Source organism: Methylobacterium sp. WL120 (assembly GCF_008039465.1).
Lineage (GTDB): Bacteria > Pseudomonadota > Alphaproteobacteria > Rhizobiales > Beijerinckiaceae > Methylobacterium > Methylobacterium cerastii.
In genome coordinates, this window is the sequence record NZ_VRUT01000009.1 from 43,473 (window position 1) to 63,350 (window position 19,878).

General features: G+C 68.2%; 15 protein-coding genes. 8 read left to right on the forward strand and 7 right to left on the reverse strand.

Translation table 11 applies throughout. The features are described from left to right. The first annotated feature begins 141 nt into the window (after nucleotides 1-141). The 5 genes from FV229_RS03525 to FV229_RS03545 all read left to right on the forward strand — a co-directional run bounded on the left by FV229_RS03525 (nucleotide 142) and on the right by FV229_RS03545 (nucleotide 5,403). Nucleotides 142-543, forward strand: a complete 402-nt coding sequence (locus FV229_RS03525; RefSeq protein ID WP_147750618.1) for a phasin family protein — start codon at nucleotides 142-144, stop codon at nucleotides 541-543. 167 nt (nucleotides 544-710) lie between these two features. Beyond that, nucleotides 711-1,112: an ATP-dependent Clp protease adapter ClpS gene (clpS, locus tag FV229_RS03530; RefSeq protein ID WP_147750636.1), complete on the forward strand. Its 402-nt coding sequence runs from the start codon at nucleotides 711-713 to the stop codon at nucleotides 1,110-1,112. A 26-nt stretch (nucleotides 1,113-1,138) separates the two neighbouring features. Continuing rightward, entirely contained in the window at nucleotides 1,139-3,619 is a 2,481-nt protein-coding gene (gene clpA, locus FV229_RS03535; protein WP_147750619.1) for an ATP-dependent Clp protease ATP-binding subunit ClpA, read from the forward strand. A gap of 157 nt (nucleotides 3,620-3,776) precedes the next feature. Continuing rightward, nucleotides 3,777-4,049, forward strand: a complete 273-nt coding sequence (locus tag FV229_RS03540; protein ID WP_147750620.1) for a hypothetical protein — start codon at nucleotides 3,777-3,779, stop codon at nucleotides 4,047-4,049. 46 nt (nucleotides 4,050-4,095) lie between these two features. After that, nucleotides 4,096-5,403, forward strand: a complete 1,308-nt coding sequence (locus FV229_RS03545) for an FAD-dependent oxidoreductase (RefSeq protein WP_147750621.1) — start codon at nucleotides 4,096-4,098, stop codon at nucleotides 5,401-5,403. A 137-nt stretch (nucleotides 5,404-5,540) separates the two neighbouring features. Here the strand turns inward: FV229_RS03545 and egtD are convergent, their stop codons facing one another. Next, entirely contained in the window at nucleotides 5,541-6,515 is a 975-nt protein-coding gene (gene egtD / locus FV229_RS03550) for an L-histidine N(alpha)-methyltransferase (RefSeq protein ID WP_246688031.1), read from the reverse strand. Between the two features lie 25 nt (nucleotides 6,516-6,540). Further along, nucleotides 6,541-7,803 carry an ergothioneine biosynthesis protein EgtB gene (gene egtB / locus FV229_RS03555; protein WP_147750623.1) on the reverse strand — a complete coding sequence of 421 codons (1,263 nt, stop codon included), beginning with the start codon at nucleotides 7,801-7,803 and terminating at the stop codon, nucleotides 6,541-6,543. A 234-nt stretch (nucleotides 7,804-8,037) separates the two neighbouring features. Here egtB and murI point away from each other — a divergent pair, with 234 nt between their 5' ends. Continuing rightward, the gene (gene murI / locus FV229_RS03560; RefSeq protein ID WP_147750624.1) at nucleotides 8,038-8,916 is read left to right on the forward strand and encodes a glutamate racemase; all 879 of its coding nucleotides are present in this window, start codon (nucleotides 8,038-8,040) and stop codon (nucleotides 8,914-8,916) included. A gap of 21 nt (nucleotides 8,917-8,937) precedes the next feature. Here the strand turns inward: murI and FV229_RS03565 are convergent, their stop codons facing one another. From FV229_RS03565 to FV229_RS27215, 5 genes are all read right to left on the reverse strand, one after another. Beyond that, a complete protein-coding gene (locus tag FV229_RS03565; RefSeq protein WP_147750625.1) occupies nucleotides 8,938-10,509 on the reverse strand; it encodes a PepSY-associated TM helix domain-containing protein in 1,572 nt (523 codons plus the stop codon). A gap of 11 nt (nucleotides 10,510-10,520) precedes the next feature. Beyond that, the gene (locus FV229_RS03570; RefSeq protein WP_147750626.1) at nucleotides 10,521-12,878 is read right to left on the reverse strand and encodes a TonB-dependent siderophore receptor; all 2,358 of its coding nucleotides are present in this window, start codon (nucleotides 12,876-12,878) and stop codon (nucleotides 10,521-10,523) included. 319 nt (nucleotides 12,879-13,197) lie between these two features. Continuing rightward, complete coding sequence (locus tag FV229_RS03575; RefSeq protein ID WP_147750627.1) at nucleotides 13,198-15,027, reverse strand: hypothetical protein; 1,830 nt, start codon at nucleotides 15,025-15,027, stop codon at nucleotides 13,198-13,200. Nucleotides 15,028-15,061: 34 nt separating this feature from the next. Further along, a complete protein-coding gene (locus FV229_RS03580; RefSeq protein ID WP_147750628.1) occupies nucleotides 15,062-15,328 on the reverse strand; it encodes a hypothetical protein in 267 nt (88 codons plus the stop codon). 216 nt (nucleotides 15,329-15,544) lie between these two features. Further along, the gene (locus tag FV229_RS27215; RefSeq protein WP_187275047.1) at nucleotides 15,545-15,682 is read right to left on the reverse strand and encodes a hypothetical protein; all 138 of its coding nucleotides are present in this window, start codon (nucleotides 15,680-15,682) and stop codon (nucleotides 15,545-15,547) included. A gap of 558 nt (nucleotides 15,683-16,240) precedes the next feature. Here FV229_RS27215 and frc point away from each other — a divergent pair. Together frc and FV229_RS03590 are read left to right on the forward strand one after the other, a co-directional pair. Next, the gene (frc, locus tag FV229_RS03585) at nucleotides 16,241-17,518 is read left to right on the forward strand and encodes a formyl-CoA transferase (RefSeq protein WP_147750629.1); all 1,278 of its coding nucleotides are present in this window, start codon (nucleotides 16,241-16,243) and stop codon (nucleotides 17,516-17,518) included. 267 nt (nucleotides 17,519-17,785) lie between these two features. Next, the gene (locus tag FV229_RS03590; RefSeq protein ID WP_147750630.1) at nucleotides 17,786-18,718 is read left to right on the forward strand and encodes a methionyl-tRNA formyltransferase; all 933 of its coding nucleotides are present in this window, start codon (nucleotides 17,786-17,788) and stop codon (nucleotides 18,716-18,718) included. Nucleotides 18,719-19,878: the final 1,160 nt, after the last annotated feature.

The window sequence follows — 19,878 nt, forward strand, 5'->3', positions numbered from 1 at the left end:
CACGTGTACTTCGCAGTGCAAACGTAGATTGACGTTCGATGGTGCGGTGCACAAATATCGTTTGCCGCGCCGACCGGTTCGGCCAAGAATCCTAGCTTGCATCGTCGCGCGGCGAGCCCGCTGCGTCGCAGGAGACCCACCATGACCCTCGCTTCGAACCCGGCCGGTGAGCTCTCTCGTCAGGGTTTCGCGCGCACCCAGGCCGGCGCCGCCGCGCTGAGCCGAAGCGTCGGCGCCGCCGCCCGCACGAGCCAGACCATCGGGATCGAGTGGATGGACTATCTCAAGCAGGTCAGCTCCGAGGTCGTCGCGATTACCGAGAAGGTCGTGAAGGCCGGTAGCCCGGTGAAGGTGATGGCGATTCAGGGCGACTTCGTGAAGGCCGCGGGCGAACTCTGGATGGCGCGCGCCGGGACCTTCCGCGACCTCTACGCGACCCTGGCGGCTGACATGGCGGGCCCCTTCGCGAAACCCTTCGCAAACCCCTTCGCCGCGGCGACGGGCAGCTCCGTCACGATTGCGACCGAGCCGAAGGCCGCCTGACTCGGAGGCCGGGGCGGCGGGCCGCTCCCGGACAGTTGCGCGCAGACGACTGGCGAAACCGAATCCCGCCCTCTAGATTGGCTCGACGCGGCCGGACCCGTCGCAGCGATGCGACGAGCGACGGCCGGCATGAAGGAGCCGGTTCGATCACGATGACAGACGTCCCGATGCGGGGCACCGCTCATCCCCTCACGCGTGTAATCCGGCCCTCCCTCGCGGCGGCGCGATCCGCCACGGTCGCGTCCGACCCGGGATCGCCGGGCGGGGACGATCGCTCGAACACCGCGATCATCACGCGTACCAAGCCGAAGACCAAGCGACCGAGCCTGTATCGGGTGCTGCTGCTCAACGACGACTACACGCCGATGGAATTCGTCGTGCTCGTGGTCGAGCGGTTCTTCAACAAGACTCAGGAAGACGCCTACCAGATCATGATGCATGTGCATCAGAACGGCGTCGGAGAATGCGGGGTGTTCACCTACGAGGTCGCCGAGACCAAGGTGACGCAGGTCATGGACTTTGCGCGCAAACACCAACATCCTCTGCAGTGCGTTATGGAAAAAAAGTAGGCTCACGCAGCACAAAGGCTCGAGCATTGCCCAGCTTCTCACGCAGCCTTGAACAAGCTCTTCACCGCGCCCTCGCGCTCGCCGGCGAGCGCCGGCACGAATACGCCACGCTGGAGCACCTGCTCCTGGCGCTGGTCGACGACCAGGACGCGGCCGCAGTCATGCGGGCCTGCAACGTCGAGATCGACACGCTGAAGCGCAGCCTCGTCGAGTACGTCGACACCGAGCTCTCCAACCTCACCGGCGACGGCCGCCAGGACGCCAAGCCCACGGCCGGCTTCCAGCGCGTGATCCAGCGCGCGGTGATCCACGTGCAGTCCTCGGGCCGCGAGGAGGTGACCGGGGCCAACGTGCTCGTCGCGATCTTCGCCGAGCGCGAGAGCCACGCCGCCTACTTCCTGCAGGAGCAGGACATGACCCGCTACGACGCGGTCAACTACATCAGCCACGGCATCGCCAAGCGCCCCGGCGCGTCGGAGTCCAAGCCCGTTCGCGGCGCGGACGAGGAAGGCTCGAACGAACGCCCGAGCGACGACGGCGAGAACCGCACCAAGAAGAAGGGCGACGCCCTCGACGCCTACTGCGTCAACCTCAACAAGAAGGCCCGCGACGGCAAGGTCGACCCGCTGATCGGTCGCGAGAGTGAGGTCCAGCGCACGATCCAGGTGCTGTGCCGCCGCCAGAAGAACAACCCGCTCCTCGTCGGCGACCCCGGTGTCGGCAAGACCGCGATCGCGGAAGGCCTCGCCCGCAAGATCGTGCAGAAGGAGGTGCCGGAGGTCCTGGCCGACGCCACCGTGTTCTCGCTCGACATGGGCACGCTGCTCGCCGGCACCCGCTACCGTGGCGATTTCGAGGAGCGTCTCAAGCAGGTGATGAAGGAGATCGAGGCGCACCCGAACGCGGTGCTCTTCATCGACGAGATCCACACGGTGATCGGCGCCGGCGCCACCTCCGGCGGGGCGATGGACGCCTCGAACCTCCTGAAGCCCGCACTCGCCGCCGGCACGCTGCGTTGCATCGGCTCGACCACCTACAAGGAATACCGCCAGTACTTCGAGAAGGACCGCGCCCTGGTGCGGCGGTTCCAGAAGATCGACGTCGCCGAGCCGTCGATCCCGGACGCGATCGAGATCGTGAAGGGACTCCGCCCGTATTACGAGGAGTTCCACAAGCTCAAGTTCACCACCGAGGCCGTGAAGGCCGCGGTCGAGCTGTCGGCGCGCTACATCAACGACCGCAAGCTGCCCGACAAGGCGATCGACGTGATCGACGAGACCGGCGCCTCGCAGATGCTGGTGCCGGAGGCGCGCCGCAAGCGCGTGATCGGCATCAAGGAGATCGAGGCGACGATCGCCACGATGGCACGCATCCCGCCCAAGACCGTGTCGAAGGACGACGCGGTGGTGCTTCAGCATTTGACCGAGAACCTGAAGCGGGTGGTCTACGGCCAGCCCAACGCCATCGAGGCGCTGACTTCGGCGATCAAATTGGCCCGCGCGGGCCTGCGCGATCCTGACAAGCCGATCGGCTCCTACTTGTTCGCCGGCCCCACCGGCGTTGGGAAGACGGAAGCGGCCAAGCAGTTGGCCTCGTCGCTCGGCGTCGAGATGCTCCGGTTCGACATGTCGGAATACATGGAGCGCCACACCGTCTCGCGGCTGATCGGCGCCCCGCCCGGCTATGTCGGCTTCGATCAGGGCGGCCTGCTCACCGACGGCATCGACCAGCACCCGCATTGCGTGCTGCTGCTCGACGAGATCGAGAAGGCGCACCCGGACCTGTTCAACATCCTGTTGCAGGTCATGGATCACGGCAAGCTCACCGACCACAACGGCAAGCAGGTCGATTTCCGCAACGTGATCATCATCATGACCACGAACGCGGGCGCCTCCGACCTCGCGAAGTCGGCCTACGGCTTCACCCAGGCCAAGCGCACGGGCGACGACGTCGAAGCGATCAACAAGCTGTTCGCGCCGGAATTCCGTAACCGGCTCGATGCGATCATCTCCTTCGGCCATCTGCCGAAGGAGGTCGTGGCCAAGGTCGTCGACAAGTTCGTGCTCCAGCTCGAGGCGCAGCTCGCCGACCGCAACGTCACGATCGAGCTGTCGGACGAGGCGCGCGCTTGGCTGGTCGAGCATGGCTACGACGACGCGATGGGCGCTCGCCCGATGGCGCGGCTGATCCAGTCGAGCATCAAGACTCAGCTCGCCGACGAGGTGTTGTTCGGCAAGCTGAAGAACGGCGGCGCGGTCCGCGTCATCGTGCGCAAGCCCGAGGATGCCGAGGCGAAGGCCGGCGGCAAGGAGACGCTGGGCTTCGAGTTCCCGGCCGGCCCCGTGGTACCGAAGCCCGAGGCCGACGTGACCAACGCCGTCAAGAAGCACAAGCGGGCCAAGCCCCGGGCCGCCGCACGCAAGAAGACGCCCAAGGACGACAAGGGCGGCAATTCCGGCGGCGGTGGCGTCCGCACGGTGCCGAAGGTGCCCCTCGTCCGGGCCTGACGACGAACGGACGAAACGCCGTTTCGGCAGGCCCTGGAGCGCTCCCAGCGCTTCAGGGCCTTGCGCATGACGGCGATTGCGGCTTTCAGGATCGTGGACAACCACGACATGGACGCGGCGACCGTACGCCGCCGCGAAGGACCGAGGGGGCGTGACGATGAGCGAACTGCATGAGGGCCCCCTCCTGCCCGTCGAGCAACCCACGCTGGCGGCGGCACGACCGAAGCCCCTCACCCGCCGTGAGGAGCGGCGGCGGCGGCGCACTCGCCGCCGCCGCGGCGAGGAGATTCTGGCCTGGGTGCTCGTGCCGCTGATCTGCCTCGGGATCTACTGGGGCATCAACGCCGGCTTCGAGTTCATGGGGACCTCGCCCGGCCAGGTTTGGGACCAGCTCATGCAGGTGAAGGCGATGATGGAGAAGCGCGCCTGATCGCGCCGCTCCGGTCGCCGCATCCTCTCGCGCGAACGGAGCCGTCATGCCCCTCACCCGCCGCGCCGCGCTGATCGGCGCCCTCCTCGCGGCTCCCGCCGTGAAGGTGGCCCATCGCGACGGGCCGGTGGTCGTCGTCGGCGCCGGCGCAGCCGGGCTCGCCGCCGCCGACATCCTGCGCCAGGCCGGCCGAGCCTTCACCGTCATCGAGGCGCGCGACCGCATCGGAGGACGCGCCTACACCGAGCTCGGGCTCGGGCCGGACTGCCCCTTCGATGCCGGCGCCGAGTATGTGCACTGGGCCGAGCGCAACCCGTGGCGGGCCATCGCCGAACGCGACGGCGTGCGCATCGCCGGCCAGGAGGGCTGGGCGCGGACGCTGTTCGTAGACGGGCGCCCCGCGACCGACATCGAGCGCAACCGGCGCCGCGCCGCCTTCTCCGGTCTCGACGCCGCGCTGAAGCCGGTCGCGGGCCCCGACCGGTCGCTCGCCGAAGCCGCCGCCGTCGCCGGCCCTGACATGGTTCAAGCGGCGGCGGGCCTCTCCCGGCTGTCGCTCGGCGAGGAGCCCGATCGCGTCTCGCTCATCGATTATGACCGCCTGTGGTCCGGCACCGACCTCTGGCTCGACGGCTACGGCAGTCTCGTGCGCCGCCGCTTTGCGTCGATGCCGGTCGCCCTTGGGACGGCCGCGACTGAAATCGACTGGTCGGGCTGCGGCGTGCGGGTGACGACACCGGGCGGCATCCTCGACGCCGCGGCCGTGATCCTCACCGTTCCGGTCGGCGTGCTGGCGTCGGGCGCGATCCACTTCACGCCGGATTTGCCCGCCCCGACGCGGGATGCGCTCAGCGGCCTCGGCATGGGGGCCTACAGCAAGGTCGGCCTCCAGCTCGACCCCGCCCGGATCGATCTGAAGGCCTTGGGCGATGCGGTCTCGGTGGCGCGGCGCGGCGACCAGGACCAGACGATCTATTTCGAGGTCTCGCCGTTCGACAGGCCCCTCGCGGTGGCCAACATCGGCGGAGACGGATCGCGCGCCTTGTGCGAACTCGGCGAGGCCGCCGCCGTCGCAGAGGTCACGGACCGTTTGGTGGCGATCCTCGGTACGCAGGCGCGCGGCGCGGTGACGGCCGGGAAGCTCGCCGGCTGGTGGACCGACCCATATGCCCGCGGCAGTTACTCGATCGCCCGCCCTGGTCATGCCGACGCCCGGGCCGCTCTCCAGGCGGGCATCGGCGAGCGCATCTTCCTCGCCGGTGAAGCCTATGCCGGAGGAGGAGCCATGACGGTCGGCGGCGCGACGTTGGACGGCGAACGCGCCGGGCAGGCCGTCCTGCGGATGCTGGGCTGAGGGTTTCGAGCAGGAAGTCGGACGCAAACGGCGCTTAGACGTTCGGGTCACGAGGCCCGGAGCCCCTCTCCCCTACGGGAGAGGGGGCTCCGATGCGCTTCACGCAACCTGCTCACGAAGGCTTATTTCATCAAGCCCTACCCGAAGCGCAGTGCGTGGACGGAGAACAGCGCCTCGGGATCGGTCCACACGGTGATGGCCGCCCAGCCGGCCTGCTCGGCGAGATCGCGAAATCCGTCGATCGTGTACTTGTAGCTGTTCTCGGTATGGATCGTTTCGCCCTCGGCGAAGGCGAAGGCGTGTCCGGCCACCGTCACGGTCTGGTTCGCACGGCTGACGAGGTGCATCTCGATCCGCGAGGCCGTGCGGTTGAACACCGCCCGATGGCCGAAGGCTGACGCGTCGAAGGTGCCGGAGAGTTCCCGGTCGATCCGAGTCAGCAGGTTGAGGTTGAACGCCGCGGTGGTGCCAGCCGCGTCGTCGTAGGCCGCTTCCAGCACGGCTGCGTCCTTCACGAGGTCCACGCCGACGACGAGCGTCGCGCCGGCGCCGAGCACGTCGCCGAACTGGCGGAGGAGCCGAGCCGCCTCCGCGGGCTCGAAGTTGCCGATGGTCGAGCCGGGGAAGAACCCGGCGCGCGGGGCCTCGCCGAGATCGGCAGGAAGGGCGAAGGGCTGCGTGAAGTCGGCAGCGATCGGCGCGATGCGCAGGTTCGGATAGTCCGTCTGCAGCGCCGCCGCCTCGCTACGCAGGAACGTCTCGGAAACGTCCACGGGCACGTAGGCGGCGAGGTCGGACATGTGGCGGAGAAGCCGGCGCACCTTCACGGTCGAGCCGCTACCAAACTCTACGAGGGCGGCGCCGCGCGGCAGGTCGGCAGAAATCTCGGCACCGCGCGCGTCGAGAATGCCAAGCTCCGTCCGGGTCGGGTAGTATTCCGGCAGCACCGTAATCTGCTCGAATAGGTCGGACCCGGCGGCGTCGTAGAAGTACTTCGCCGGCAGCGTCTTCTGCGGCTCGACGAAGCCCGCGAGCACGTCGGCGAGGAACGCCTGATCGTCGGGCAGGCGCGCGAGCGGCGTCGCGTCCGCGAAAACGGGCTTGATGGTCACGCGTGATGGCTCCGGAAGACGTTCGTCAGGCGCGGGACTGCGCGAGGCGCAGGCCCGTGAACTGCCAGCGCTGATGGGGATAGAAGAAGTTGCGGTAAGGCCGGCGGGCATGCCCCTCAGGCGTCGCCACCGACGAGCCGCGCAGGACGATTTGGTTCGACATGAACTTGCCGTTGTATTCGCCAAGCGCACCCGGCAGCGGGCGATAGCCCGGGTAGGCGGTGTAGGCGCTGCGCGTCCACTGCCAGACCAGGCCGAACGCGTCGTCGAGCCCGCCCTCGGCGGCGGCGACCTCCCACTCGAACTCGGTCGGCAAATCGCGGCCAGCCCAGCGGGCGTAGGCGTCCGCTTCGTAGTAGCTGACATGGGTCACGGGCTGCGCCGGATCGATCGGGCGGCGGCCGGCGAGGGTCATGCAAGTCCAGCCCTGTCCGCCCGGCTGCCAGTAGCCCGGTGCCTCCCAGCCCTCCGCCTGGGCCGCGAGCCAGCCGTCGGACAGCCAGAGCTCGGAGCGGGTATAGCTGCCATCGGCCATGAACCGCAGCCATTCCGCGTTCGTGATCAACCCCCGATCGATCGACGTCGGCAAAATGAGGCTGTCGTGGCGCGGATGCTCGTTGTCGAACGAGAACCCATCGCCTGCGTGTCCAACTTGATGGATGCCGTGCGCGAGATCGACTGCGCCGGGGCTGCTCGTCGCCTGCGGGAAGCGCCACTCGGGATCGTAGACCGGGTGCAGCGGGTTCTGAGCGAAGGCGTGCAGGATGTCCGTGATCAGGAGTTCCTGGTGCTGCTGCTCGTGGAACAAGCCGATCTCGAGGATCGGCAGCACCTTCTCCAGCGCGCCGGGGGCGGCCTGCGCCAGCAGGGTCTCGACCGCGCGATCGATGTGGGCGCGGTAAGCGGCGATCTCCTCGGTGGTCGGCCGCGTGATCAGCCCCCGCATGATCCGCGGCTGACGCGGGCCGGCGGCGACGTAGTAGGAATTGAACAGATAGTGCAGCCGCTCGTCGTGGATCTGGTAGCCGCGCAGATGCTCGCGCAGCAGGAACTGCTCGAAGAACCACGTCGTGTGCGCGCGGTGCCACTTGGTCGGGCTGGCGTCGGCCATGGACTGGACCTGCTGGTCCTCCGGCGACAGCGGCGCGGCGCGGCGCTCGGTCTCGCCGCGAACGAAGCGGAAGGCGGCGATCCAGGCGTCCCGGTCCACCGGGCGGGCGGAGACGGGCGGCGGCGGAAAGGCTTGAGCCGGGAAGGCCGGGTCGCGAAGTGCGGCTGTCGCAGCCATGGTCTGTTCTCCCCGTCGTCCGTTCGACCGGCGGTCATGGACGGTGGAGATATGGTCGAAGGTCTCGCAGACAACGGCAGCGCGACGATTCAGTCTGCGATCGCGCCGGAGCGGTGGATTACGGGACAACAAGCCAGCCCCAGCGAAATCGATAGCCTTTTTGCAGCCGCAGTGAGGTGGCCTTAACCCTCTCGCCCAAGACTGCGAGGCTCTGATGCTGGGGTACGCGTTCTGATGCGGATCGATCTGATGGCCGGAGCGAGCCTGTCGGCCGCCGTCCTGCGCGGGGCGCCCGAGCCCACCATCCTCGTGTTCGATTCCGGCCTCGGCGGGTTGACGGTGCTGGAGCAGGTGCGCCGCGCCCGTCCCGACGCGCGCTACGTCTACGCCGCTGACGACGCCGCCTTCCCCTACGGCCGCCTGTCGGAGCCGGTCCTGGTCCAGCGCGTGCTCGACGTGATGGCACGCCTGATCGCGACGCACCGACCGGACCTCGTGGTCATCGCGTGCAACACCGCCTCGACGCTGGTGCTGCCGGCCCTGCGCCAGCGCTTCCCGACGCCCTTCGTCGGCGTGGTGCCGCCGATCAAGCCGGCGGCCGAGACAAGCCGCTCGCGCCTCGTCACGCTGCTGGCGACGCCCGGCACCGTCGCCCGCTCCTACACCCGCGACCTGATCGCGACCTACGCCGCCGCCTGCTCGGTGACCTCTGTCGGCTCGCACCACCTGGCCAACTACGCCGAGGCGGAACTCGCCGGCACGCCGGTGGACGACGCGGCGATCGCCGCCGAGATCGCGCCGTGCTTCGTCACCGCCGAGGACGGCCGCCGGACCGACATCGTCTGCCTCGCCTGCACGCATTATCCGCTGCTGCGCCCGCGCTTCGAGCGGCTCGCGCCCTGGCCCGTCACCTGGATCGATCCGGCTCCAGCCATCGCCCGCCGGGTGACGCAGCTGCTCGGTAGCACCCCGCGCGACGCGCGCTCCGACGAGGGCCCGGTGCTCGGCGCCTTCACCGGCGGCGCCACGCTGACCGAGGCGTTGCGCGCCTCGCTCGACCGTCGCGGCATCCCCTCGGTCGGCGTCGACCCGATGCCCCTGGCGCTGCAGTAGCGCCGTCTTCCGATCCTCCGATCAGGGCTGTGCCGCGGCGACCGCCCTGGGCCGCGGCCGCTCGACGACGGTGCGGCGGCTGAGCCCGTCGGCCTTGTAGGCGGCGAAGGCGAAGGCGGCGCCGAGCCCGAGCAGCGCTAGGTCGAACCCGTAGAACGCCGCGTCGCCCGCGCGTAGGCTCGCGACGAGGTGACGACCGGTGGTGAGCCCGCCGAGGACCGGCACCGCAGCGAGCAGGGCCGCCGCGGTCGCGAGCATCCCCGTCCAGCCGGCGCGCGGCGTCAGAACCAGCGGCACCAGGGCGGCGACGACCCAGGCGGCGAAGAAGGCCGTCACCTCTGTCTCCTTGCGCTCGGCGATGCCGAGCGGCAGCAGACGGTTCGCCAGGAAGTAGCAGGCGATGGCGATCGGCAGGCCGGCGATCGTGCCGACGTTGAGCGCCTGGACCAGCCACAGGCCGAGATGCGCCCTCGCCCCGCTGCCGGGCTTCGGTACCCGCGCCACGGTCCACAGGATCAGTCCGGTCGCCACCATGGTCGCGCCCATGACGCCGCTGAGGAAGAACAGTACCCGCAGGGCCGGCCCTGCGAAATGCGCTTCGTGCAGGCCGACCATCGTGGTGAAGGCGCCCGCCGCCGGACGCATCGGCCCCAGAGTCTCGATCACCGCGCCGGTGGTGCCGTCGAACGCCACCTGCGGGTGCCGGTGCATCAGGCCGTGCGGCTCCTCGAACACCGCGACGACTACGGCGTTGGCGTCGCCCGGGTTCTGCACCGTGATCCGCTCCAGCGGCTCGGCGTTCATTGCCAGCGCGTGCTCGACCATTGGCCCGAGGGGTGCCAGCGGCGTCGGCCGTCCGGCGGGGGGCCGCGTAGCGGTGATCTGGCCGGATTCCGCGTAGAAGGCCTGGGCGTCGCCGTGATAGGCGGTTGTGACGCCCCAGGGCATGTACATCACGCAGAGCGTGACGATGCCGGTGTAGATGATCATCAGGTGGAACGGCAGCGCCAGCACGCCGGTGACGTTATGCGCATCGAGCCAGCCGCGCTGCGCCGACTTGGCGTGACGCCGGAAGGTGAACAGGTCGGCGAAGATCCGCCGGTGCGTGACGATTCCGGAGACCAGTGCGACGAGCATGATCATCGCGCAGATGCCAACAACCCAGCGGCCCCACAAGGGCGCCATGCTCAGCTCGAAATGGAAGCGGTAGAGGAAGTCGCCGCCGCGCGTATCGCGGACCGAGGCTGGCGCGCCGGTCGCGGGATCGAGCGTCGCCTGGCCCGGCGGCGTGCCGGGCTTGCGACGCCAGAACAGGTCGAGGGTCGGCCGGTCGGGGCTCGGCAGGGTGATGAACCAGCTGCGCGCGCCCTTCGCATGGGTGTTGAGATGGAGGCGGGCGAGGTCGGCGGCGTGGCCGAGGGCGGCCGGACTCATCGGAGCCGCGGCCTTCAGCTCCGGCCGCATCCATTGCGAGATTTCCGAGCGGTAGTAGCTCGCGGTGCCGGTGACGAAGACGGCGAACAGCACCCAGCCGACCACGAGGCCGGACCACGCGTGCAGCCACGCCATCGATTGCCGGAAGCCGGTACGCATGGTCTCGCGCCCTACCAACGGTAACGCAACGTGGCGTAGATCGTGCGCGGCAGCCCGTAATAGCAACTGGTGTAGCCGTTGCAGCCGCTGACGTAGGTCTCGTCGAGGAGGTTGGTGGCGTTCACCTGCACGGAGAACCCGGCCAGCGTCGGGTCGAGGTTGCGCAGGTCGTAGGAGGCCGTGGCGTCGACGAGCACGCTTTCGGGCACCTTGAAGGTGTTGGCCGCGTCGCCCCAGGAGGGGCCGAGGTAGCGGACGCCGCCACCGAATTCCAGGCCGAGCAACGGCCCGTCGAGGAATCGGTAGGTCGCGAGCAGCGAGGCGGTGGTATCCGGAACCAACACCGGCCGCTGGCCCTGGAGCGGGACCGTCTGCCCGGTGAGGTCGTTGGCGGTCCTGCCGTCGTCCCGGACGTTGCGGATGTCGAGGAGCGAGAAGCCGCCGATAAGGGTGACACCCTCGGTGAGGTTCGCCCGCGCCTCGAACTCAACCCCCTGCACGCTGACCTCGCCGGTCTGCAGCACAAAGCCGGTGGGGCGGCCGAGCGTCGTGTCGGCGGTGGTCCGGTTCGACTGGCGGATGTCGAAGACCGATGCGGTGAGCAGGATGTCGGTGCCCGGCGGCTGGTACTTGATGCCGGCCTCGTACTGGTCGCTCAGCTGCGGGTCGGGGATGCGCCCGACCGTGCCGAAGGCCGTGTCGAACACCCGGCCGGCGACGATCGGCTCGAAGGCCTGGCTGTAGGACACGTAGGGCGCGACGCCCGAAGGGAACAGGTAGAGCAGGCTCGCCCGGCCGGTGAAGGCGTCGGAGGGCGCGTCCTGCAGCGTCAGCGTGCTGCCGGTGGCGGTGAAGCTGCGGGTCGGCCCGGACTGGCGGGCGACATCATAGCGTCCGCCGAGGGTCAGGATCAGGCCGTCGACCTTCATCTGGTCCTGGAAGTAGACGCCGGTCTGCTGCGCGTCGACGCGCGAGGTGGTGGTGAAGGCCGGGAACGGGATGTTCATCGCGTAGTTCGGCGCGAGCACGTTCAGGTCAGGCGCGTTCGGAAACGGCGTCCCGCTGGTGCGCGTGCTGAAGGTGCGGTGGTCCACGCCGAGCAGCGCCGTGTGGGCGATCGGGCCGGTGTCGAAGTTGGCCACGACGTTCGAATCCATCGTGTAGGCCTCGGCCGCGACGACGTTGCCGATCACTGCGCGCGGCAGCAGCGGGCCGCTGGCGAACGGGCCGTTTCGCGGGTTGAACGCGCTGTAGACGCTGCGATAATCGCCCTGCGTACGCAGGTAGCGTCCGGCCGAGTGGAAGCGCAGGTTCTCGTTGAAGCGGTGGTCGAACAGGTATTCGATCGAGGCCTGGGTCCGGTCCGAGCGCTCGACGCTTTTGTCGCCGTCGTAGAAGTTGACCGGCAGGCGCCCGATCACGCCGTTGCCGAAGTCACGCGGGAACACCGTGCCGACCGCCGGGAAGCCGCCGTAGAAGCCGGAGAACGGGTCGCGCTGGTAGTTGCCGATGATCGTGAGCTGCGTGTCGGTCGAGGCCCGCCAGGTCACGCTCGGATTGACGAAGGCGCGCTCGACCCGCGTCGTGTCCACCGGGCCGTCGCCGTTCCAGCCGGAACCGACGATGCGGTAGGCGAACTGATCGGCGAGCCACGGCACCTCGGACTGGATCGGCCCGCCCACGTCGACGCCGCCGCGGACCTCGTTGAAGCCGCCGCCCTGGACGAAGACTTCGCCGTGCCGGACGAATTGCGGGATCTTCGAGACCAGGTTGACGATGCCGCCTGGCCCCGACTGCCCGTACAGCACCGAGGCCGGCCCCTTGATCACGTCGACCCGCTCCAGCCGATAGGGGTCGATGGTGGCGTTGGCGTCGCGGCCGGCGATGAGTGCCATGCCGTCGAGGAAGATCGGCGCGTTGAATCCACGGATCAGGAACTGCTCCAACCGGGTCGAGCCGGCGCCGCCGCGCTGCTCGGTGGTGACGCCGGGCGTGTAGCGTAGGGCCTGGTTCACGGTGAGCGCGTTCTGGTCCTCGATCTGCTTGCGCCCGATCACCGAGATCGACTGCGCGGTCTCGATGATCGGCGTATCGGTCTTGGTGGCGACGGTGCTGCGGCTGGCGACGTAACCGGGGACCGCACCGGACGCACCGCCCGGTCCGTAGAGCGTGCCGCCGAGGCTGCGGCCGGCGCCCTCGCCGGTGACGCTGAGCTCGCCGAGCTCGATGTCGGTCGTCGGCGCGGTCTGCGCCGAGGCGGCCGACGGCGACAGGATCGCGCAGGTCGTGGATAGTAGAGCCAGCCCCAGTACGGTGCGGAACGGGTGCGCGGAAGCTGGCCCTGCGGCGCACGGGCAGTAATGAATCATCTAGTTGATCCCAGACGCGACACGTAACGACGAAGACCCGCGGCATGCACTTGCGCATCACGGCGGCGTGATCGGCTTATCGTTAAGTTCTAGCCGCGGCACAATTTCTATCTTGTGGAAGCGTTCCAGAGTAACTTCGAAAGGTTCCAGGCTATCTCGACGTGCACGGTCACGCGGGATGACGATGCACAGGGGCGTGGGCGGTTTCGTGCGCTCTGCATGCCCAGACAGAATGGTGCCCGCGACGCAACTTGCCTGTGCATAAGCTGCCAGGCTGTGTTCAATCGGTGACACCTCACGGGCGCCTGGTCGCCTCAAATCAGGCCGGCGGCGACGCCCGCTTCGGGTCGACCCAGGCGCCCAGCGTCTCGGTGCGCGCCTGCGACAGGATTTCCGTAGGCGCTTCAGCGCACGGAGTCCGCTCCGGATTGTCGGCCCCAAAGGCGGCGAGCGCCACGCGGGTCTCGGGGTCGGCGCAGGCGCGCGCGAACGCCGCGCGGTCGAGGCAGGTGAGGCGCCCAGCCTCGAAGCAGGCGTAGACCAGGCCGGAGCCGGCTTCCGCGAAGCGGACCGAGCGGAGGCGCCGGGCGCATTGGCGCAGGAAGCCGGTGTTCCGTTCCGGCGCCAGGGCGGCGGCGTCCGGGTAGACCTCCGCCGGTGAGAGCGCGTCGATGTTAATCTTGGTGTAGCGGGCGATGTCGATCAGGTAGCCGGCGTTGAGGACGGTCAGGTTGCCGTTCTCGCCGAAGGCGACGGTGCGCGGGCGTTCGCCAAGCGGCACGCTGTTGTCGAGGAACTCGTAATAGACCTGCTTGTCGGCCTTGGCCGCCCAGGTGAAGAACAGCTCCGGCATTCCGGTGAAGGCCTCGACGTTGTGGGCGAGGAGGTCGTCCACCGCCTTGTAGCGACCGAAGATCCGTCCGCGGATCCAGGCGCGTTCGACCGTCGCGTCGGGCGGCGTGATCATGAACAACATGAAGACGCGGTGCCCGAAGCGGGTCAGCAACTGGCTACCGTCCTGCGTACGGGAATCGGCGTTGAAGCTGTCGAACCGGAACCGGTCGATCAGCAGATGCGACATCCGCCCCTCGCGGGCCTTGCGCGCCATGTAGCGATCGAGCTTGCGATCGACGATCTCGACCTCGTGCCCGGTGAGCGTGCCGGCATAGCCGATCGCGTCGCCGATCGAGTCGTAGTCGAGCAGGAACTTGCGCCAGATGTCGGGGGTGATCACCGCGAAGTCCGACCAGGATTCGCCGAGCCGGCGGGCCAGAGCGCGCTGCAGCGGGCGCATTGTGCTCTTGCCCGAGGCCGAGGCGCCCTTGACGTTCATCACGATCGGCGCCGCCTGCGCGCGGACCGGAACGTAGCCTTCGCGCGCCACGGACTCGGCGAACCACGGCTCGATCAGGCAGCCGATGCGGCGGCTGCCCTCGTCATTGGCCACGAGCGTGGTAGCAAGGCTCGCGAGCAAGCTGCGATCCCCGATGAGCTTGCCCCGGTGCCGGACGATCCCCGACACAACCCTGTGAAGCGCCGCGCTCGCCACCTGCTCGAGGGCATCCTCTCCCTGCCCGGCGCGAACGCACCAATCGGCGCAGTTGGCCAGCACACGCTCTTCAGGAGACCGCCCGTCAATGGGCGGCGGCTCCGGTCGCGGCGCTAGGCCCAGCACGTGGCGCCAGGTTTTGGGCGTTGCCGGCGCCGGAGCGGGCGGCGCGAACGACGCGTCGAGCTCAGCCGTGATGCGGGTGCGCGCCGCCTCCGCAACGGCGCTCAGAGTCTCAGCGACGGCCGCCGCGTGCGGTGCGACCGCGTCGGCGAGGATGTGCGCGACGATCGCACGGAAGTTGACGCCAAGGTCGCCATAGGTCTCGCCAACCGGGACCGAGAGGTCGGCCATCACCCGGATCAGCACCTCGTGGACGACGAGGCGCTCGGGCCGGAAGGCGACGATTTCCGGCATCGGCAGGCCGGAGAAGGCGGCAAGTTCGACCGCCTCGGCCAGGGGCGTCGCGACGTTCTCGGGCCGGTACAGGGTGGTCAGCGAGAGAAAGCGACGTGGCAGCGTCGATTCGATACCGGGATTCCACGGCCCGCGCTCGACGACGCCGTCGTCCGGCAGCGCATACCCGGCCGCCGCGTTCATCGCACCACGGCCAAACCTCGCACGGGACCGAGGCTCAGGCCGCCTCGGCCGAAGCCCGGAACAGGCTGGCGCAGCCCGAGCCACGATGCATGCTCAGGATCGAGGCCCGGTCGATCTCCGGGTGCGCCGCGAGCACGTGGCGGACGCAATCGACGACCTTCTCGTACTGCGCCGCCTCGTAGTTGCGCTCGAGCGGGCTCACCGCGATGTAGGTCTCGACGACCAGCACCCGCTCGGCACGCTCCTGCGTGACCTCGACGGCGATCCAGGATGATTTGATCAGGCGGGAACTCGAAAGCATGGGCGTACCTCCGTTGGTCTTCGCTCGTTTGCCGAGCGCCGTTTGATCGGGAGGATGAACCCGTATTCCGTCGCTGCCAAGGGGCGCGAACGCGGAAGGTGACGCCAGCACCAGGAACCTATGGCTGGGCGGCAATGGCCAAGCGTGACGTCCGCCCGGTCAGTCGAAGTCACCCACCGCCAACATCACCTGATCGAAGATGAGGTGATCGCTGAGTCATACAATGAGCGACAGGAGAAGCCCGAGGCCGGCGATGTAGAGGATCGCGAACAGGTCGACGTTGTCGCGACGCATCGACAGCACGAGCCATGCGAAGGGAATCGATTGGACGGCCAAGGCGGCGGGAACGTTCATCGCGCGGCTCTGCAACAAACCACAAGGTGCCATGCTTTCGTATGGCAGAATAGACCGACCTTCGGGCGCCAGCCCGAAATCTGATCAATTTTCGATGAGGCATCCTGCGGTTGAGAGAGATCAAATCGGTCGTCGGACGAGCGAAGACAGTGCAACCGAAAACGTCGGGCCGGCCGAACATCGCGCCATGGGTCACGTCATTTGGCATATTGCATGCCATCGATACTTCGGCCATCCTGCGGGGCAACGGTCGACAAGGCCGACCTAGACGAAGCAACAGGGATGGAGCGTCGCAATGCCCCTCGGGCGCCATCAGGGCTGCCTGCCTTTCGGGCCGCAGGGCTTCCCATCTGCGTGCCTTCGGGCCGCGACGCGCGCTGAGCCGCGCACCGGCCCTAGCCAGAAGCGCGGCTTGGCCGAAGGCGGACTTTTATTGACTTGACCATTGGCGAGCGCGCCCGGCAGGCATGAGGCCTGACGGGACCGCGGCCCGACACCTTCGAAGCCGGGCGGCATCGCCGGTATCCCGACCCACATGGAACGATCAGAGACAGACCCATGAGCAAGGCCCTGGAAGGCGTCAAAATCCTGGACTTCACCCACGTCCAGTCCGGCCCGACCTCTACGCAGTTGCTCGCGTGGTTCGGCGCCGACGTGATCAAGGTCGAGCGTCCCGGCGCCGGCGACGCGACGCGCGCGCAGCTTCAGGACGTTCCTGATGTGGACAGTTTGTATTTCACCATGCTGAACCACAACAAGCGTTCGATCACCCTCGATTCGAAGACGGCCAAGGGCAAGGACGTGCTCTGGCGCCTGGTGAAGGAGTGCGACGTGCTCGTCGAGAACTTCGCCCCCGGCGCGCTCGCCCGCATGGGCCTGACCTGGGAGAAGATCCACGAGGCCAACCCGCGCATGATCCTGGCTTCGGTGAAGGGCTTCGGGCCCGGCCGCTACGAGGATTGCAAGGTCTACGAGAACGTCGCCCAATGCGCCGGCGGCTCGGCCTCCACCACCGGCTTCCGCGACGGCATCCCGATGGTGACCGGCGCGCAGATCGGCGATTCCGGCACCGGCCTGCACCTCGCGCTCGGCATCGTCACCGCCCTGTTCCACCGCACCGTCACCGGGCTGGGCCAGAAGGTCGACTGCGCCATGCAGGACAGCGTGCTCAACCTCTGCCGGGTGAAGCTGCGCGACCAGCAGCGCCTCGATCACGGCCCGCTCACCGAGTACAGCCAGTTCGGCGAGGGCATCCCGTTCGGCGACTCAACCCCGCGCGCCGGCAACGATTCCGGCGGCGGCCAGCCCGGCCGCATCCTCAAGTGCAAGGGCTGGGAGCACGATCCTAACGCGTACCTGTACTTCATCACCCAGGCCGCGGTCTGGGCGCCGATCTGCGACATCATCGGTGAGCCGGACTGGAAGACCGATCCGGGCTACGCCACGCCCAAGGCGCGCCTGCCGCACCTGAACGAGATCTTCACGCGCATCGAAGCCTGGACGATGAAGCACGACAAGTTCGAGGCGATGGACATCCTCAACGCGTACGACATCCCCTGCGGCCCGATCCTGTCGATGAAGGAGATCGCCGCCGACGAGTCCTTGCGCAAGACCGGCACGATCGTCGAGGTCGAGCATCCCACGCGCGGCACCTACCTGACCGTCGGAAACCCGATCAAGCTCTCGGCGAGCCCGAGCGAGGTGACCCGCTCGCCGCTGCTCGGCGAGCACACCGACGAGATCCTCCGCAGCGTCCTCAAGTACACCGACGCCGAGGTGGACGAGATCGCGAATTCCGGCGCTGTCGGCCGCATCGAGAAGATCGCGGCGGAGTAGGCGGTCGCCGAAAAACGGCGGATTCGTTCCTGCACTTCTATCGATCCATCTACACGGACCGGCATTTGCCCAACCACTGACACCGACATCCCGAGAGGCCCGCGACAGGGGGCCTCGACGGTGCCCTCCGGCGGGCGCGCGACGACCGGAGCCTTCCTTGGGGACTTGCCGCCTCGCGAAAGCGCCTCGGGACGAGGTGGTGGGCAGGATCGGCGGTCGAGCAGAGTCCGGGGCGGACCGTCCCATCGCGACGACAACGAGGCTTCCATGCGCATCGCCTTCATCGGTCAGCAGGATTTCGGCAAGGCGGTGCTGGAGGCCTTCCTGAAGCGCGGCGACACGGTGGCCGGCGTGTTCTGCGCCCCCGAGAAGGAGGGCGCCAAGCCCGACGTGCTGAAGACCGCCGCCCTCGAGCAGGGGCTGCAGGTGTTCCAGTTCCCGAGCCTGAAGAGCGCCGAGGCCGAGGCCGCCATGCGCGGGCTCGACGCCGACGTCGGCGTGATGGCCTACGTGCTGCAGTTCGCGCCGCAGGACTTCGTCACGATCCCGAAGCACGGCACGATCCAGTACCACCCATCGTTGCTGCCGCGGTATCGCGGGCCGTCCTCGATCAACTGGCCGATCGCCAAGGGCGACACCCGGACCGGGCTGACGATCTTCCGCCCGACCGACGGCCTCGACGAGGGCCCGGTCATTTTGCAGAAGACCTGCGACATCGGCCCCGACGACACGCTGGGCGACGTCTACTTCAAGAGCCTGTTCCCGATGGGCGTCGCGGCGATGCTGGAGGCGGCCGACCTCGTCGTCGCCGGCCGGCACATGGAGATCGACCAGGACGAGGACGCGGCGAGCTACGAGGGCTGGTTCCGCGCCCGCGAGGCGGCGATCAGCTGGGCCGCCCACGCCAACCAGATCTACGACCTGATCCGAGCCGCCAACCCCGCCCCCGGCGCCTGGACCACGGTGAACGGCGCCAAGCTGCAGATCTTCGACGCGCGGCTGCACCCGGTGCGGGCGCTCGGCGGCGTGAAGGGCAAGGTCGGCGAGGTGATCGCGGTCGGCGACGAGTCGATCCGCGTCACCGCCCAGGGCGGCCAGATCGAGATCTTCAAGGTGAAGCCGGAGGGCGGCAAGAAGGTCTCCGCGGCGGAGTTCGCCCAGGGCGGCGGCTTGAGCGTGGGCACGATTCTGGGCGGCTGAAACGCGTGGGTCGTCACCCCATCCCGTCGGCTGCGATCAGCCGGCGCGTCTTTCGCGTTCGATCGCATCGAGAAGGATCGCGCCGATCCGGGCCTGCCAACCCGGTCCGCCTGCTCGGAAATGAGCTAGTGGTGAAAACCTGACGGATGGAACCCACCCCGAACGTCCGCGATGGGTGGATCTCTGCCAGTCCGCTTCTGGGCAGCAACGCACGAGAGCAGACATTGTCGCTTCGCCTCTGCTCAGGTCCGGCTGAACGGGCCATCACCCGACGCGATCTCGGTTCTGTCGCCCAGGAGCCGGCGCCCGGACGCGATCACCTGTACCGTTTCGCGGCTGCCGCACTCCTGCCGGGCAGCCGTTTCTAGATCGCGCAGATACTCGGCCAGGAACTCGCGCTCCTATACATGTCCATTCAGCGCGGGCTGGACCCTGGATGTGACGAGGGCAGGTACGCCGTCCCAAAATTCGGCTGGTCTCTCAGGGGTGCTCGGCACGCGGCACGCTCCAATGGTGGCGGAGGTTGTCCCATCCGCCAATCCAGATGTTTCGGCATTCACACAGGTTGCGTACGCCACCTTGGTCGGCTTGCAGACGAACGAGGAACTTTTCGATCGGCGACACGCGCCTCCGTCGGGCAACTCTCGATACGGGTAATCTCAGGCTTTGCTCGCCCTATGCGGGCTTGGATCGAACCTGTGCTTGACGGTCGTCCGCACTCGGTTCGCGGCCTCCTGATCCGCGTCTTGGCCTGGAGCATCATTGGGAATGCCGTCTCTACCCAGCCGTTTGGATGGTGGGGCCGGCTCGGGAGCGCCGGCACCGTGAGTTGGCTCGTAAGCGTGGTCGGTTTTGCTAGCCATGAACACCTCTTGCTGTCTGGAGAACCGGGCCTCGAAGGATGGGTTCGGCAATGCGTCGATGGTGCCTAGGCGATGCGAACGCTCGTACGTCGGAGGCGTAGGCGCAACGCGTGTTTTCGGCCCGTGCCTGGCTCGCACACCCGCGGTTGTTGCGTAGGCTGATTGAGCTTATACCAATCGGCGCTGACGCGGACTCACGGGGTTTCGCATTTGCGTCGGATCTGATTCGATTGGGCGAACCGGAGGGTTTGCCATGTCTGCCGCCATCCCGCTGCGAGACGATTTTACCGCTTCCGA

Excerpts from the sequence above, each read along its gene's own strand:
- FV229_RS03525 (WP_147750618.1), top strand. The coding sequence starts at position 142 with ATGACCCTCGCTTCGAACCCGGCCGGTGAGCTCTCTCGTCAGGGTTTC.
- clpS (WP_147750636.1), top strand. The coding sequence starts at position 711 with ATGCGGGGCACCGCTCATCCCCTCACGCGTGTAATCCGGCCCTCCCTC.
- FV229_RS03540 (WP_147750620.1), top strand. The coding sequence starts at position 3,777 with ATGAGCGAACTGCATGAGGGCCCCCTCCTGCCCGTCGAGCAACCCACG.
- FV229_RS03545 (WP_147750621.1), top strand. The coding sequence starts at position 4,096 with ATGCCCCTCACCCGCCGCGCCGCGCTGATCGGCGCCCTCCTCGCGGCT.
- egtB (WP_147750623.1), bottom strand. The coding sequence starts at position 7,803 with ATGGCTGCGACAGCCGCACTTCGCGACCCGGCCTTCCCGGCTCAAGCC.
- murI (WP_147750624.1), top strand. The coding sequence starts at position 8,038 with ATGCGGATCGATCTGATGGCCGGAGCGAGCCTGTCGGCCGCCGTCCTG.
- FV229_RS03565 (WP_147750625.1), bottom strand. The coding sequence starts at position 10,509 with ATGCGTACCGGCTTCCGGCAATCGATGGCGTGGCTGCACGCGTGGTCC.
- FV229_RS03570 (WP_147750626.1), bottom strand. The coding sequence starts at position 12,878 with ATGATTCATTACTGCCCGTGCGCCGCAGGGCCAGCTTCCGCGCACCCG.
- FV229_RS03575 (WP_147750627.1), bottom strand. The coding sequence starts at position 15,027 with ATGAACGCGGCGGCCGGGTATGCGCTGCCGGACGACGGCGTCGTCGAG.
- FV229_RS03580 (WP_147750628.1), bottom strand. The coding sequence starts at position 15,328 with ATGCTTTCGAGTTCCCGCCTGATCAAATCATCCTGGATCGCCGTCGAG.
- FV229_RS27215 (WP_187275047.1), bottom strand. The coding sequence starts at position 15,682 with ATGAACGTTCCCGCCGCCTTGGCCGTCCAATCGATTCCCTTCGCATGG.
- frc (WP_147750629.1), top strand. The coding sequence starts at position 16,241 with ATGAGCAAGGCCCTGGAAGGCGTCAAAATCCTGGACTTCACCCACGTC.
- FV229_RS03590 (WP_147750630.1), top strand. The coding sequence starts at position 17,786 with ATGCGCATCGCCTTCATCGGTCAGCAGGATTTCGGCAAGGCGGTGCTG.